This is a genomic window from Allobosea sp. P1_A7, from assembly GCF_056406775.1.
The window spans coordinates 1-14,767 of sequence record NZ_JBFTZN010000252.1 but is presented as its reverse complement, the minus strand read 5'-3'; the positions used below and the strand labels follow the sequence as shown (position 1 = coordinate 14,767).

18 protein-coding genes and 1 pseudogene are annotated in these 14,767 nt (G+C 63.9%); 12 read left to right on the top strand and 7 right to left on the bottom strand.

Annotation, left to right across the window (positions count from 1 at the left end):
• From AC1D34_RS29815 to AC1D34_RS29805, 3 genes are all read right to left on the bottom strand, one after another.
• On the bottom strand, nucleotides 1–1,095 hold a 1,095-nt coding region (locus AC1D34_RS29815; RefSeq protein WP_441506963.1), incomplete at its 3' end, for a YeeE/YedE family protein.
• Between the two features lie 30 nt (nucleotides 1,096–1,125).
• Complete coding sequence (locus AC1D34_RS29810; RefSeq protein WP_043238549.1) at nucleotides 1,126–1,509, bottom strand: ArsR/SmtB family transcription factor; 384 nt, start codon at nucleotides 1,507–1,509, stop codon at nucleotides 1,126–1,128.
• Nucleotides 1,506–1,925 carry a thioredoxin fold domain-containing protein gene (locus AC1D34_RS29805; RefSeq protein ID WP_441506962.1) on the bottom strand — a complete coding sequence of 140 codons (420 nt, stop codon included), beginning with the start codon at nucleotides 1,923–1,925 and terminating at the stop codon, nucleotides 1,506–1,508. The genes AC1D34_RS29810 and AC1D34_RS29805 overlap by 4 nt, the downstream gene beginning before the upstream one ends.
• 50 nt (nucleotides 1,926–1,975) lie before the next feature.
• Here AC1D34_RS29805 and AC1D34_RS29800 point away from each other — a divergent pair, with 50 nt between their 5' ends.
• Both AC1D34_RS29800 and AC1D34_RS29795 read left to right on the top strand, forming a co-directional pair.
• On the top strand, nucleotides 1,976–2,716 hold the full coding sequence (locus AC1D34_RS29800; protein WP_441488157.1) for a cytochrome c biogenesis CcdA family protein: 741 nt from the start codon (nucleotides 1,976–1,978) through the stop codon (nucleotides 2,714–2,716).
• Between the two features lie 13 nt (nucleotides 2,717–2,729).
• The gene (locus tag AC1D34_RS29795; protein WP_476826152.1) at nucleotides 2,730–3,293 is read left to right on the top strand and encodes a thioredoxin family protein; all 564 of its coding nucleotides are present in this window, start codon (nucleotides 2,730–2,732) and stop codon (nucleotides 3,291–3,293) included.
• An 82-nt stretch (nucleotides 3,294–3,375) separates the two neighbouring features.
• Here AC1D34_RS29795 and soxX read toward each other — a convergent pair whose 3' ends face one another.
• Nucleotides 3,376–3,999: a sulfur oxidation c-type cytochrome SoxX gene (gene soxX / locus AC1D34_RS29790; RefSeq protein ID WP_476826151.1), complete on the bottom strand. Its 624-nt coding sequence runs from the start codon at nucleotides 3,997–3,999 to the stop codon at nucleotides 3,376–3,378.
• A 13-nt stretch (nucleotides 4,000–4,012) separates the two neighbouring features.
• Nucleotides 4,013–4,804 (bottom strand): sulfur oxidation c-type cytochrome SoxA, encoded by a 792-nt coding sequence (soxA, locus tag AC1D34_RS29785; protein WP_441507037.1) that lies wholly within the window; start codon nucleotides 4,802–4,804, stop codon nucleotides 4,013–4,015.
• A 216-nt stretch (nucleotides 4,805–5,020) separates the two neighbouring features.
• On the opposite strand from soxA, the gene soxY reads away from it, so the two are divergent.
• From soxY to AC1D34_RS29735, 10 genes and pseudogenes are all read left to right on the top strand, one after another.
• Nucleotides 5,021–5,485: a thiosulfate oxidation carrier protein SoxY gene (gene soxY, locus AC1D34_RS29780; protein ID WP_441506959.1), complete on the top strand. Its 465-nt coding sequence runs from the start codon at nucleotides 5,021–5,023 to the stop codon at nucleotides 5,483–5,485.
• A 51-nt stretch (nucleotides 5,486–5,536) separates the two neighbouring features.
• The gene (gene soxZ, locus AC1D34_RS29775) at nucleotides 5,537–5,866 is read left to right on the top strand and encodes a thiosulfate oxidation carrier complex protein SoxZ (protein ID WP_043238560.1); all 330 of its coding nucleotides are present in this window, start codon (nucleotides 5,537–5,539) and stop codon (nucleotides 5,864–5,866) included.
• Nucleotides 5,867–5,967: 101 nt separating this feature from the next.
• A pseudogene (soxB, locus tag AC1D34_RS29770) lies at nucleotides 5,968–7,523 on the top strand (thiosulfohydrolase SoxB).
• 48 nt (nucleotides 7,524–7,571) lie between these two features.
• Nucleotides 7,572–8,843: a sulfite dehydrogenase gene (gene soxC / locus AC1D34_RS29765; protein ID WP_441506958.1), complete on the top strand. Its 1,272-nt coding sequence runs from the start codon at nucleotides 7,572–7,574 to the stop codon at nucleotides 8,841–8,843.
• Complete coding sequence (locus AC1D34_RS29760) at nucleotides 8,827–9,552, top strand: c-type cytochrome (RefSeq protein WP_441506957.1); 726 nt, start codon at nucleotides 8,827–8,829, stop codon at nucleotides 9,550–9,552. The genes soxC and AC1D34_RS29760 overlap by 17 nt, the downstream gene beginning before the upstream one ends.
• Before the next feature lie 38 nt (nucleotides 9,553–9,590).
• Nucleotides 9,591–9,902 (top strand): c-type cytochrome, encoded by a 312-nt coding sequence (locus AC1D34_RS29755; protein ID WP_441488150.1) that lies wholly within the window; start codon nucleotides 9,591–9,593, stop codon nucleotides 9,900–9,902.
• Nucleotides 9,903–9,935: 33 nt separating this feature from the next.
• On the top strand, nucleotides 9,936–10,460 hold the full coding sequence (locus tag AC1D34_RS29750; RefSeq protein ID WP_441506956.1) for a DsrE family protein: 525 nt from the start codon (nucleotides 9,936–9,938) through the stop codon (nucleotides 10,458–10,460).
• A 64-nt stretch (nucleotides 10,461–10,524) separates the two neighbouring features.
• Complete coding sequence (locus AC1D34_RS29745; protein WP_441488148.1) at nucleotides 10,525–11,802, top strand: FCSD flavin-binding domain-containing protein; 1,278 nt, start codon at nucleotides 10,525–10,527, stop codon at nucleotides 11,800–11,802.
• Nucleotides 11,803–11,880: 78 nt separating this feature from the next.
• The gene (locus AC1D34_RS29740; protein WP_441506955.1) at nucleotides 11,881–12,273 is read left to right on the top strand and encodes a c-type cytochrome; all 393 of its coding nucleotides are present in this window, start codon (nucleotides 11,881–11,883) and stop codon (nucleotides 12,271–12,273) included.
• 158 nt (nucleotides 12,274–12,431) lie between these two features.
• The gene (locus AC1D34_RS29735; protein WP_043238576.1) at nucleotides 12,432–12,725 is read left to right on the top strand and encodes an Rdx family protein; all 294 of its coding nucleotides are present in this window, start codon (nucleotides 12,432–12,434) and stop codon (nucleotides 12,723–12,725) included.
• Between the two features lie 81 nt (nucleotides 12,726–12,806).
• Here AC1D34_RS29735 and AC1D34_RS29730 read toward each other — a convergent pair whose 3' ends face one another.
• A complete protein-coding gene (locus tag AC1D34_RS29730; RefSeq protein WP_476826150.1) occupies nucleotides 12,807–13,493 on the bottom strand; it encodes a LuxR C-terminal-related transcriptional regulator in 687 nt (228 codons plus the stop codon).
• A gap of 252 nt (nucleotides 13,494–13,745) precedes the next feature.
• On the bottom strand, nucleotides 13,746–14,519 hold the full coding sequence (locus AC1D34_RS29725) for a Crp/Fnr family transcriptional regulator (RefSeq protein WP_476826149.1): 774 nt from the start codon (nucleotides 14,517–14,519) through the stop codon (nucleotides 13,746–13,748).
• Between the last annotated feature and the right edge of the window lie 248 nt (nucleotides 14,520–14,767).

Genomic DNA, 14,767 nt, shown 5'->3' with positions numbered 1-14,767 from the left:
ATCGCAGCGACGGCGGCGCCCGAAGCGTTCGGCCAGCATCTCGCTCACCGAGCCCTCGACGAGAATTGCGATACCGATGCGGGCGCCGAGCATCACGCCGGCGACCGCCAGCGGCCAGGACAGCGCCATCAGCGAGCCAGCCGTGACGCCCTGCCCGATGGTGCAGCCGCCGGCGAGAATGCCGCCGAATCCCATCAGCGCACCGCCCGCCAGATGGCGGCGCATCTCGTGGTGATCGTCGAAGGCCTCCCAGCGGAACTCGCGATCGTAGAGCGCCGAGGCAAAGGCTCCGAGCATCACCCCCAGAATGGTGCCGACCCCGAAATCGAGGAACCCGATGGGGTGGGTCAGGACCGCGTAGAGCGCCCGGCCGATTGGCGAGACGAAGGTCAGGCTCTGCGGGCGCGGAAACGCGGCGAATTCGTCGATCGCCACACCTGTCGCCCACCAGCCTGCAACGACGCCGAACCCCAGCGTCAGCCCGGCCAGCAGCAGCCGCGGCGAACGCCGCAACCGAGGGTCAGCGAGCACAGCCAGTATCAGCACCAGGGCGGCGACGAGAACGATGGCAAGCCGCCAGTCGCCGAGACCGAACCAGGCGAGCAGTGAAGGCAGATCACCCTGCACTCCACCAGGTATCGGCAGGGCGACCGTCTCGAGCACATCGATTCGAAAGGAAGCCAGCATGCCGCGGAGCGTGGCATAGGCGACGGCACCGAAGACCATCATCACGATCAGGCTGCGCAGGTCGCCGCTGCCGAGACGAACGAGAGAGCCAAAGCCGCAGGTGCCGACCAGCGCCATGCCGATCCCGAAGACCGTGCTGCCGAGCAGGATCGAGAGCCAGGGCAGGGCCGAAGGCACATAGGTCGAGAGCCGGGGCGAAAGCCAGCCGAAGCCGACCAGAAGCTGCGTGCCCACGAGCGCAACGGCGAGCGCAAGCCCGAAGATGCGCAGGCGGCGCGTATCGCCACCCATCCAGGCGTCCTCGATCGCCCCGAAGGAGCAGAGCCGGGCACGCCGGGCAGTGAAGCCGCAAGCCGCGCCGATGACGACGCCGATCAGCGTCACGGCCCAGGTCGGCAGAGGTTCCATGATCGTCAGACGCCCCTGCCGGCCCCCATTTCAATCACGCAAGCGGTCCGTGCTCTCGGGACGGTTGCAGAAGATGTCGTAGATCACCGAGATGACCTGACGCACATCGTCATTGGCGAGGCTGTAATAGATCGCCTTGCCGTCGCGGCGGGTGGTGACCAACTGGTCGAGCCGCAGCCGCGCCAACTGCTGCGAAACCATCGGCTGGCGCAGCGAGAGGATGTTCTCAAGTTCCGTTACGGTGCGCTCGCGCTCGGCCAGCAGACAGAGCAGCAGGAGCCGGTTTTCGTGGGACAGGGCCTTCAGGAAATCGCTGGCCTTGCGGGCCTTGCGCATCAATTGATCGAGCTCGGCCGAGAATTCGGCACCGTCGCGCAGCTCGGCTTCAAGGGCCTTGGAGACAATCGCGCTCATTTTCGTTCCATTGTCGCGGACTGGCCGCGGGTTCGATGGCTGGGACTGTCCATGCCAGCAAGCATCTTGCCAAGCAAACCCCAGAATGCGTCGTCGCCGATATAGCCGGTGATCCGGCCGACCTCGCGCCCTTCATCCATCAGGACGAAGGTCGGCGTGAAGCGGACCGGTGCAGCAAGTCCAGGCTCATCAGCGCGGGTGGAACCGAGATCGACCCGCCTCAGCGGTGCTGCCTTGCCCTCCGGCGTGTTGGCATAGACAGGCGCGACCTCCCGGTCCCAGCGGGCGCACCAGATGCAGCCGTCGCGTTCAAACATCACCAGCTCTGCCGCCCGCAACGGCAGGGTGACAAGCGCCAGCCCCACCAGTGCTGCGAGGCCGGCATGCCAGCTCAGCCATTTCGCGATTGCTTTCATCCGACAAACATAGTCGTATTCATATGTTTAAACAATTGGCGGGTTGAACCTTGTTCGACATCTCGATCGCAGGGGCTTTCGCAGCAGGTCTGCTCTCCTTCCTGAGCCCCTGCGTGCTGCCCCTGGTGCCGCCGTATCTCTGCTTCCTCGCGGGTGTCGGCATCGGCGAATTGTCCGGCTCGGACGGCGCGCTGACGGCCGCGCAGCGTCGCCGCATCATCGCCATGGCCGCCGTTTTCGTGCTCGGTTTCGCCACCGTCTTCGTCGCACTCGGCGCCACCGCCTCGACCATCGGGACCTGGATCACCGCGCATTTCGACACGCTGTCCATCGCCGCCGGTGCAATCATCCTGGTCATGGGCCTGCATTTTCTCGGATGGCTGCGGATTCCTCTGCTCTACCGGGAGGCCCGTTTCCAGACATCCGCACGTCCCGCCGGCCTGCTCGGCGCCTATCTCGTCGGGCTTGCCTTCGCGTTCGGCTGGACGCCCTGCGTCGGGCCTGTGCTGGCGACGGTGCTGATGGTCGCGGGCGCCGAGGGCAGCGCCTCGCGCGGCGCGCTTCTGCTCGCATCCTATGCGCTCGGCATCGGCCTGCCCTTTCTGCTGGCGGCGGTCTTTGCCGGTCCCTTCCTGACCTGGCTCTCCCGCTTCCGCCGGCACATGGCCGTCATCGAGAAGACGATGGGCGCCGCACTCGTCGTGACAGGCTTGCTGTTCATCACCGGAATGATGCCGGCGCTCGCCGGCTGGCTGCTACAGACCATCCCGATCCTCGGCACGATCGGCTGAAGGGAGAGTTTCCATGCTGACCCGACGCAGGCTTCTCGGCTCTGCCCTCGCCGTCTCCTTCGCGCCTCAGACCCTCGCCGCCGCCAGACTCGGCGAGGACGGGCTCTACCAGCAGGACTGGTATCTCGAGAGCTTCCTCGACCTTTCCGAAGACATCGAGAGCGCGACCCGCAACGGCAAGCGCCTCGCGATCATGTGGGGTCTCAAGGGCTGCCCGGCCTGCCGGCGAATGCATGAGGTACATCTCGCCGATCCCAAGATCGAAGGTTACATCAAGGCCAATTTCGAGGTGCTGCACCTCAACCATATCGGCGCCCGCGAGGTCACCGATTTCGACGGACGCAAACTGGGCGAGAAGGCGCTGGGCGAGGCCTATGGCGTGCGCTTCACTCCGACGATCCAGTTCATGCCCGAGAGCGCGGAAGGACTTGGCCAACGCAAGCCGCAAGCCCGCGAGGTCGCCCGCATGCCGGGACTGCTCGAACCACGCGATTTCCTCGCCATGTTCCGCTTTGTGCGGGAGAAGGGCTATGAGACAGCGCCCTTCCCGGAGTGGCTGAAGCGGCAAGGCGCCTGACGTTGGTCACCTCCAAACGCAATCATCCCGGCCACGGAAGAACCGAGGCCGGGATGACGTTTACTGCCGCTGGGCCTTGCCGCTACTTGTTCACCGGCGATTCCGGGTCGAACAGATAGGCCATCACGTCCTTGATCTGCTGTTCGCTCAGCACCTTGTTGGTGCCGAAGCGGGGCATGTTCGAACAGGGCACCACGGCCTGTGAATTATAGATCTTCGTGTAGGCGTCCTTGATCGCCTCGGCGTCGTATTTCCGGTCCTTGCCATAGGCGGCGAGGCTCGGGCCGAGCGTGCCGTAGCTCAGCTCCTTGGGATCGAGCTGGTGGCAGGCGAAGCAGTTGCCRCCGGCAATAGTGTCCGGTGGATCGGAGAACTGACCGCCGCGGCCGTTATTGGCGACCTTGTAGCCTTCCTTCCAGTTGCCGAGGAATTTGCCGTCGGCGGGATAGCTGACCCTGGCGAGTTCGCGCTTGGTGATGGCCTCCGCATCCGCGGACGAAACCTGATTGCGATGGACGTTGCACGCCGCCAGCGATTCATCCGGCGTGATGCGCGCCTGCCATTCCGCCGGCGCCTTGCCGAAAGTGGACTTCACATAGGCCTCGATCGTCGCCTGGCTGGGCTTGGCCGGCTTGTCCTGCGCAAGGGCTGRCGCACAGAGCACGAAGCTGCCCAGGGCGAGGGAGGCGAAAGCTGATCTGATCATCGGTTCAGTCCCCTCAGCGCTTGATCGAAGGCACATTGAGTTCACCGCCGGCCGCCTGCTTGTTCAGGAAGACGGTGAGCGCGGTCAGACTATCCGAGCCAAAATCCGGCACCGGCCAGCGCTGCTGCCGATAACAGTCCCAAAGGCGGTGCTGCATCGTGCGAAGCGCGCTCTGGGAGACCCGATAGGTCGGCCAGGTCGCCATCGTCGCCTGGGCAGCGGCCCCCGGCACGGACAGGTTGGGCAGGCCCTGAAGGCGGATGCGCTTGCCTTCCTCGGCGTGGCAGGTGGCGCAGGAGAAGTCCATCACGCCGCCGCGGCGATAGAACAGCTCCTCGCCGACAGCCGCCATTTCAAGTTCCTTGGCGTGCTTGAGCTGCGGCTCGAGCTTCATGCCGTTCGACTTGTTGGCGATGAAAGCCGTCAGGTCCTCGAGATCGGATGCCTTTCCCGGAGAGGAGAAGCGTCGCGACAGCACGTCCTTGGTGTCGAGCCCCTGGACCTTGTCCATGCACCAGAGCAGGCGCTGCTCCAGATCCATGACCTTGTCGGCATCCGCGAAATGGCGCGGCAGCCGCGCATAGGCTCCCTCCAGCTTGCCGGCGCCCTCGCCGAGATCGCAACCTTCCAGCGAGACATTCTTGGTGCCGCGCTTCGTCGTCCAGATCTCTTCGCCGCGATCGACTGCGAGATAACCCGGGTTGGAGAATGGGTCCGAGAGCATCTGGCGATAGCGCTCGATCTCCTTCTCGCTATCGTCCTGCGGCGGCGATTGTGCGGTCAGATGCCCGGCCGCGAGCGTCATGGCCGCGGCAAGAACTGCCGCGCCGATCACAGTGAGCTTCATGCCCTGCCCTTTCGTTTCCCCAGCCGGCCGCTTCATGCGACCTTCATTCCCGGCTTTCTTGATTTGAAAGCCTTTACATTCACAAAAAACAATATCACGATATGTCGAAATGATGTGCGACGGACGGTCGCGTCGTCAAGAGCTAACCAGAATAATTCCAGGGAGGATGTCCGAATGGATTTTCAGCAAGCGGGGCTGTCGCGCCGTCACGCTCTCAAGGCGGGTGCCTTCGCCGCCGTGGCCAGCCTTCTCGGCGCCAAGCTCGCCTTCGCGGATGAAAAGACGGTCGCGGACGAACTGAAGAAGCTCTATGGCGACAAGCCCTTCGCCACGGGCAAGATCAAGCTCGATGTTCCCGAAATCGCCGAGAACGGCCTGGTCGTCCCGATCAATATCGAGATCGAAAGCCCGATGACGGACGCCGACTACGTCAAGGCCGTGCATGTCTATGCCGACGGCAACCCGCTTCCCGGCATCGTCAGCTACAGCTTCACGCCAGCCTGCGGCAAGGCCTCGGCCGCGACCCGCATGCGCCTCGCCCAGACCCAGAACATCGTCTGCGTCGCCGAGATGTCGAACGGCGCGCTGCATATGGCCAAGGCCAATGTGAAGGTCACGATCGGCGGTTGCGGCGGCTGAGACCTGCGCGTTCCAGCCCCGACAACGACAAGATCACGGTGAGGATACCCCATGAGCACCAAGCCCACCCCGCGGGTCCGCGTTCCCGCCAAGGCCGCCGCAGGCGAGATGATCGAGATCAAGACGCTGATCTCGCACGAGATGGAATCCGGCCAGCGCAAGGACGCCAAGGGCGAGACGATTCCGCGTAAGATCATCAACAAGTTCAGCGCGAGCTTCAACGGCAAGCCGGTTTTCTCCGCCGATTGGCATCCCGCRATTTCGGCCAACCCGTACCAGTCCTTCTTCTTCAAGGCGACGGAATCGGGTGAATTCACCTTCACCTGGAAGGATGATGACGGTTCCGAATACACCGCCAAGAACAAGCTGACGGTCGGCTGATGTCTCGCCGGCCGCGACCCGGCCGGTTGCTCGCATCGAACGGACAAGCGGGGCGAAACGTCCCCGCATGAGGGCGGCTGCGCGCCGCCCAAGGGTGGATCATGATCTCACGGCGCGATTTTCTTCAGGCAACATCGGCTGCTGCGGCCATCACGCTGGCTTCCGGATTGGGCCCGCTCGGCCGCGCAGCCGCGCAGCAGCGCCTGTCCCAGGCCGACATCCTGCGCTTCGACCCGCTCGGCACCGTGACGCTTCTCTACGTCACCGATATCCACGCCCAGCTCGTGCCGCTGCATTTCCGCGAACCCTCGATCAATCTCGGCGTCGGCGAGGCCAAGGGTCAGCCGCCGCACCTGACCGACGCGGAGTTCCGGGAGCATTTCAAGATCGCCACGGGCTCGGCCGACGCCTTTGCCCTGACCTCCGACGACTTCACCTCGCTTGCCCGTCAGTACGGCCGGATGGGCGGGCTCGACCGCATCGCGACGCTGGTCAAGGCGATCCGCGCCGAACGCGGAGACGATAAGGTTCTGCTGCTTCCGCGGAGAGCGCATCCTTTGCATTCCTCGCCCAGAACATTCGCGACAAGGAGTGGAACGAACCCGTCTTCAAGCCGCGCAAGGTCTTCGAAAAGGGCGGCGTCAAGGTTGCGGTGATTGGCCAGGCGCTGCCGCGTACCGCCATCGCCAATCCGCGCTGGATGTTCCCTGACTGGGAGTTCGGCATCCGCGAGGAGGAGATCCAGAAACAGGTCGAGGAGGCCCGTGCCGAGGGCGCAGCCATCGTCGTGCTGCTCTCGCATGACGGTTTCGACGTCGATAGGAAACTGGCCGCGCGGGTCAAGGGCCTCGACATCATCCTGACCGCCCACACCCATGACGCGATGCCCGGTGTGGTGCGCGTCGGCAATACCGCCCTCGTCGCCAGCGGCTCGCATGGCAAGTTCCTGTCGCGGCTCGACATCGCGGTGAAGGACGGCAAGGTCGCCGATATCCGCTTCAAGCTGATGCCGGTCTTCTCCGAAGCGATCACCCCCGATACCGAAATGGCGGCGCTGGTCAGGAAGCTCCGCGAGCCCTTCGCCGCCGACCTMGCCCGCGAGATCGGACGGACCGAGTCGCTGCTCTACCGGCGCGGCAACTTCAACGGCACCTTCGACGACCTGATCTGCGACGCCATGATGAGCCAGCGCGACGCCGAGATCGCACTCTCCCCCGGCTTCCGCTGGGGCGGGACGCTGCTTCCCGGCGAGCCGATCACCTGGGAGGCGATCACCAACGCGACCGCGATCACCTATCCCAACTGCTACCGCATGGAGATGACCGGCGCCCAGCTCAAGGAGATCCTCGAGGACGTCGCCGACAATATCTTCCACCCCGATCCCTATTTCCAGGGCGGCGGCGACATGGTCCGCATCGGCGGCATGGGCTACGCCATCGATATCGGCAAGCCGATGGGCAGCCGCATCTCCGGGCTGACGCATCTGAAATCCGGCAAGCCGATCGATGCGTCCCGGAAATACGTCGTCGCCGGCTGGGCCAGCGTCAACGAGGGCACGCAAGGGCCGCCGATCTGGGACGTGGTCCGCGACCATGTCGCCCGCACCAAGACCGTTTCGATCACGCCAAACGACGCCGTCAAGGTGACCGGCGCCTGACCCGCGCCATCCTCCCTGAACCCTCCCAATCCAGAGGAATCTGCCGCCATGACCTCCCCCCGCAACCGCGAAAGCCTGAGCAGGCGCCGCTTCCTCGGCGCGGCCGGAATGGCTGGCGCGGGGCTGGCCGCCTCGGCTACCGGTGCCCGCGCCGGGGCTCCCGACCCGCTGATCACCGACGTCCAGGACTGGAACCGCTATCTCGGCGAAGGCGTCGACAAGCGGCCCTACGGAATGCCCTCGCGCCATGAGAAACATGTCATGCGCCGGGACGTCTCCTGGCTGACGGCATCCCCGGAATCCTCGGTCAACTTCACGCCACTCCATGAACTCGACGGCATCATCACGCCGTCCGGCCTGTGCTTCGAGCGCCATCACGGCGGCATCGCCGATATCGAGCCGGCCAATCACCGCCTGATGATCCACGGCCTGGTCGAAAAGCCGCTGGTCTTCACCATGGAGGACATCCGGCGTATGCCGCGGCAGAACCGCGTTTACTTCCTCGAATGCGCCGCCAATTCCGGCATGGAATGGCGCGGCGCGCAGCTCAATGGCTGCCAGTTCACCCACGGCATGGTCCATAACGTCATGTATACGGGCGTGCCGCTGAAGGCCCTGCTCGAAGAAGCGGGTGTGAAGTCGACCGCCAAATGGCTGATGCTGGAAGGTGCGGATTCCTCCGGCATGAACCGTTCGCTCCCGCTCGAGAAGGCGCTGGGTGACGTGCTCATCGCCTTCGCCATGAACGGCGAGGCGCTGCGGCCCGAGCAGGGCTATCCGCTGCGCGCCGTCATCCCCGGCTGGGAAGGCAATCTCTGGGTCAAGTGGCTGCGCCGCATCGAAGTCGGCGACAAACCCTGGATGGCGCGCGAGGAAACCTCGAAATATACCGACCTTCTTGCGGATGGCCGCTCGCGCCGCTTCACCTTCATCATGGACGCCAAATCCGTGGTGACCAATCCCTCGCCGCAGGCGCCGCTGAAGCACAAGGGGCGCAATGTGCTGTCCGGGCTGGCCTGGTCGGGACGCGGCACGATCAAGCGTGTCGACGTCACGCTCGACGGCGGCAAGAACTGGCAGAGTGCCCGCATCGACGGCCCCGTTCTCGATAAGTCGCTGACCCGCTTCTATGTCGATTTCGACTGGGCCGGCCAGGAACTGCTGATCCAGTCCCGCGCCATGGATTCCACCGGCTATGTCCAGCCGACCAAGGACGAGCTGCGCAAGGTGCGCGGCGTCAATTCCATCTACCACAATAACGGCATTCAGACCTGGCTCGTCCGGGCGAATGGGGAGACCGAGAATGTCGAGATCGCCTAAGCTCGCCCTGCTTGCGGGTTTCGCGGCGCTCGCCGTCGTCGCAGCCGGCCCGTTGATCGCGCAACCTCAGAAGCAGGCCCAGCCCAAGCCCGTGCCGCATGCCGCCGGCCAGCCCGCGCACGCGAAACTCAATCTCGGCCGCCTGGCGCTGCCGGAAGAGATCAAGGCCTGGGACATCGACGTGCGGCCCGACGGCATGGGCCTGCCGCCCGGCAAGGGCACGGTGAAGCAGGGCGACGAGATCTTCCAGACGCAATGCGCGAGCTGCCATGGCGAGTTCGGGCAGGGCAATGGCCGCTGGCCCGTGCTGGCAGGCGGCCAGGGCAGCCTGACCTCGGACCGTCCGGAGAAGACGATCGGCTCGTTCTGGCCCGATCTCTCCACCGTCTACGACTACATCCGCCGCGCCATGCCCTATGGCAATGCGCAGTCGCTCTCACCGGACGAGATCTACGCCCTGACAGCCTATCTGCTCTACCTCAACGACATCGTGAAGGACGAGGAGTTCGAGCTGTCCGATAAGAATTTCACCAGCGTCAAACTTCCGAACGCGTCGACCTTCTATGACGATGACCGCGAAACCACCGAGAAGGCGTTCTGGGGCAAGGAGCCTTGCATGAAGGACTGCAAGGCCGAGGTAAAGATCACCGGGCGGGCCGCCGTGCTGGATGTGACGCCCGATTCCAAGACCGCCCCCAAGGTGGATTGATGGGGACAGGCTGCGCCACCGCAAAGTGCGCATCCCGGGTGGCCCTGGCCGCCCTGGTCGGTTTTGCGGCGCTGATCCCCGTGATGTCCTGCGCACAGGCGGCCGGCGATCGCGCGCTCGGCGAGTATCTTTCGTCGGAATGCACCGCCTGCCACCAGACCAGCGGGCGCCATGATGGAGGAATTCCTGCCATCGTCGGCGTCCCCGTCGACCAGTTCATCGCACTGATGAACAGCTACAGGGACCGGCAGCGAGAGAACCAGGTGATGCGCACCATCGCCGGGCGCCTGAGCCAGGAAGAGGTCGAGGCGCTGGCAAGCTATTACGGCAGCCTCAAACCAGCTCCATAGACCGGAAGCCGGCGAAACCCGAGGGAGGGCCAAATGTCACATTCATTAGCGGACGCCACTCGTCGCAGCATGCTTCTCGCAGCGGCCTCCGGCCTTGCCGCAGCAGCAACACCAGCAGGGGCAGCGCCGCGTGACCTCAAGCTGACCGACCTTCAGAAGGAAGCCGATGTCGCCTGTGTCTATCATTGTGATTTCGGCGATCCGCAGCGCTTCGTTCAGATGCTGACCAACATCGCAAACCATTACTCTGCCTATGGTGCCGATCCGTTCGCCCTGCAGTTGGTCGTCGTCGCGCATGGACAGGGCGTGAAGTTCTTCCTGAACGACCTTACCGACACCAGCTGGCGCGACGAGGCCATGGTGCCCAAGATTTTCGAGCGGATCGAGGATGTCGCAAAGAACGGTCTCAAGGTTCATCTCTGCGAGATCACCTTCGATCGGCTGAAGCTCGACAAGGCCAAGGCGCGCGATGCCGCGTTTATCAGCTTCGTGCCGTCGGGCGTGGCAGCCGTGGCTGCGCTGCAGGCCAAGGGCTTTGGCTACATGAAGGTTGGATAGGCCCGCAGAAGGCCTGCCGGGATCAGGGATCACCGGGTTCACTGACGATAATGGGGAGAGAGAGATGCTGATCGATCGCCGTTCACTGGTTCTGTCCGGGCTGGCGCTCTCCGGAGCGACGACCCTTGGCGCCCCCGCAGTGCTTGGCCAGGCGAAGCCGCGCGTCGTCGTGGTCGGTGGCGGCGCGGGCGGTGCGACTGCAGCCCGCTACATCGCCAAGGACAGCAATGGCGCCATTGCGGTGACGCTGGTCGAGGAGAATGAGCGCTACCAGACCTGCTTTCACTCCAACCTCTTTATCGGCGGGTTCAAGAGCTATGACGAGCTCGTCCATGGCTATGACGCGCTGACGAAGAACAACGGCATCACGCTTGCGCGCGCCCGCGCCACCGCGATCGACCGCGACAAGAAAGAGGTCGTGCTCTCCACCGGCGAGCGCCTGCCCTATGATCGGCTCGTGCTCTCCCCTGGCATCGACCTCAAATATGATTCCGTCCCGGGCTGGTCGAAGGAGGCCGAGGAAGCGATGCCGCATGGCTGGAAGCCCGGCCGCCAGACCCGGCTGATCAAGGAGCGGCTCGATGCGGTGCCGGATGGCGGCCTGATCGTGATGATCACCCCGCCCAATCCCTATCGCTGCCCGCCAGGTCCCTATGAGCGTGCCTCGATGTTCGCCCATGTCCTGATGCAGACCGGGCGCAAGCAGGCGAAGATCGTCATCCTCGATCCGAAGGAGAGCTTCTCCAAGCAGGGCGTCTTCCAACCCGACTGGGAGAAACGCTACGGCACGATGATCGAGTGGCTCGGCCCCAAGGTGCATGACGGCATCAAGTCGGTCGATCCCAAGACCAACACCGTGGTGACCGGCTTCGAAACCTACAAGAACTGTGCCTTCGTCAATGTCATCCCGGCCCAGATGGCGGGCGCGATCGCGCGCGAGGCTGGACTTGCGCCCGCCGGCGGCTATTGCGCCATCGATCCCGCGACGATGAAGTCGGCAGCCGATCCCGCCATCTTCGTCCTCGGCGATGCCTGCATCGCTGGCGACATGCCGAAATCCGCCTTCTCGGCCAACAGCCAGGCCAAGGTCGCGGCCATGGTCATCCGCGGCGAATTGTCCGGGTCGCGCACCTTCCCGCCGCGCTACGTCAACACCTGCTGGAGCCTGGTCGACACCGACGACGCCATCAAGGTTGGCGGTCGATATGAGCCGAAAGACGGCAAAATCGCCGCTGTCGAGACCTTTGTCTCGCAGCCCGACGAGAGCGACGAGCTGCGCAAGCAGACCCAGGCCGAGAACATCGGCTGGTATGCCGGCATCACCGCCGACATGTTCACGTGATTGGCCCAGGCGCCGATTAGAAGCATTCTGAATTTCCCGCCGCGCGATTCCGTGCGGCCCGCTGCCGATGAAGGAACCATGATGAAAGCGATTGCCTGCGCCACGATCCTGATCGCTGCCGCGATCTTCGGGAATTCAGCCCAAGCCCAGGACGTCGCCGCCGGCGAGCGCTCCTGGAACAAGTGCCGCGCCTGCCACCAGCTTGGCGAAAGTGCCAAGAATACGGTGGGGCCCATCCTGAACGGTCTCTTCGGTCGGCATTCCGGCTCCGTCGAGGGCTACAGCTACTCCAACGCCAACAAGAACTCCGGCATCACCTGGGACGAGACCGTCTTCGCCGAGTACATCAAGGATCCGCGGGCCAAGATCCCCGGCACCAAGATGGTCTTCGCCGGCATCAAGAACGAACAGGAGATCAAGGATCTCACCGCCTTCCTCAAGCAGTACGACAAGGACGGCAAGAAGATGTGAGCTGAGGCCAGCCTCGATCAGGCCGGCCCACGCCTGCGCGACGACGGGATCAGCCCTGTCGTCGCGTTGCTTGTTCCGTCAGGCGTATTTTGGCATGAGCGCTCGCAAGCGTTCCGAGCCCGGAACGGATTCTCTGCTCGCAAGCCAAGGCTCCCGCCATGTCGGACACGAAGCGCCCCCGCATTGCCATCACCTACTGCACACAGTGCAACTGGCTGCTGCGATCGGCCTGGATGGCCCAGGAACTGCTCTCGACCTTCGGCCCCGATCTTGGCGAAGTCGCGCTCCTGCCGGGTACAGGCGGGACCTTCCAGATCCATTATGACGACGTGCTGATCTGGGACCGCAAGAATGATGGCGGCTTCCCCGACGTGAAGGCGCTGAAGCAGCGCGTGCGGGATCGCCTCGACCCCGGCCGCGACCTCGGCCATCTCGACCAGAGCCACGGCTGAGCGATCCTGCTCGAGCGAGCCTCACGATCCCGGCGCCCGGCCGGGTATCACCTGTCGGGCGCGCTCTTCCTCTGCCCCGCCCTACCGACCGGAGCCTGGCAAGTTGAAGCTCAGGACCGCGAGCTCTGTCCTGTTATGCGCACCGAGCTTGCGCATGACATTGCGGACATGAACCTTGACGGTGCTTTCCTTCAGGTCGAGCTMATAGGCGATCACCTTGTTCGCCTTTCCATGCTGCACGGCCTCGAGCACTGCCGCCTGCCTGGGTGTGAACATCTGCCGGGGCCCGACCGGGTCTCCCGGCTTGCCGGCGCGACGCGACAACAGACTCCCCGACGGAATGAACACTCCGCCCGAACGCACCAGGCTCATCGCGCCGCGTGCCACGTCGAGGCTAAGCGTTGTCGGGATATAGCCTTTCGCGCCGGTCGCGATGGCCTCCAGCATCTCGTCGACGTCCTCGGTATCCGAAAGCAGAACCAGCGAGACATCGCCATCCGCGGCAAGCTCCTCGATCTCCCGCTCGATCTCCTTGCGGCAGCGCGGACCGCTCACATAGCGCAAAACCACCGTTCCCGGTCTCGGCGGGCTCGACCGCTCGCGACGCCATTCCGCCAGCGACGAAAACGTCTCGACCTCGTAATCACGACTTTGAGAGAGCAGGGATGAAGCCAGGCAATCACGGATCAATTGCCTGGCTTCGATGATGACGATGGCGGCAGGCTGCTCTCGGAGACGCGAAATCTCTTCGGCTCCCGAGCGAGTCAAGGATGGCCGCCGATCGGCCATGAGCGGCAGATTCTCATGTATATTTTCGAATATCATAACAATATCCTCGAATTAAAAGCGCATCGCCCCATAATTTTGCCAGAAATAAGTCTAAAAGGAGAACTGCCGCCGCTTTCTCCATGTATTAAATTTTACATCAATTCTAAGCCGGCCAAAGAAAATTATTCGGCGAACCAAACAAATGTTACCTTTTCAGCTCACCCTCTAGGACAAAAAATCGTGAAGACCTCATCAGAGGACTGTCTCTGCCTCTGCACCATTGACGGAGAGACCAGCCATACGGCGTAGCCGCTCCATGTCGTAAATGCTGAACTGGCCGGTCGCGAAGGACATCACCCRCTCAGCCTGCAGGAATTGCATGACGCGATGCAGGTGAACCCCGGTGACTCCGCAAGCCTCCGCCAGGTGGCGTTTCCCGAGCGGCGTCTTGAAGCCCCCGTCATGCATCAGCCCCCGGATCTGCAGGCGATCGTGCAACGTCACGACGAAATGGGCGAGCGCACGAGACGTCCGCCCCGCACCGAGCGCGGTCAGCGAATCCACGAGGCGGCGGCGCCCGGCAACCGCAGCACGCGTGATACTCCGCATGAAGCTCTCGTGCCGGAACATCTCGTCGACTCTCGCAGCAGCGAAACTGCACAGCATGACGGGGGTCAGGGCAATGATGGTGCTCTCTGAGGGGCCCGCCATCACCGTATCGAGACCGATCAGATCCCCGGGGAGGAGGATGGCGACGAGCTGACGCTCGCCGGACCCCAGAGCCCGGTACTCTGCAGCCCAACCGGAGAACAGCGTGAACAGGCCCGGCCGCGCGCCTCGTTCCAGGATCACGCTACCGGCTTCCGCAAACCTTTGCCCCTGCTTGAACTCTTCCAGGGTCGTAGCATCCGCATCCGACACGCCATGGAGCGCGGGGATCTGCCGCAACGGGCATGTCAGGCACCACACGCGTTCCCGCGCGACGCCCGCATGGTTCGATGCCACGGCCGACTGGATGCGATGCATAACCCCCCTCCGCCAAGGCCGCGCGATGGCCCGAAGGGTTAACTTATGTTAACCGCCAATCCCCGATAAGCTGCATTTGTCGGACCCAGTTTCAAACGTTTCATTGTACTTTGGCGCCCCAAAGGACTCCCCCACCGGGAAACTGCGCGTGGTGACGATCAATGGCTTCACGCATCGGCCGCGTGGACGTGCCGCTCCTCGCAGCACCGGATAAGAGCGGAAGCGACCCGCGCCAGCTGGGGTGCGAC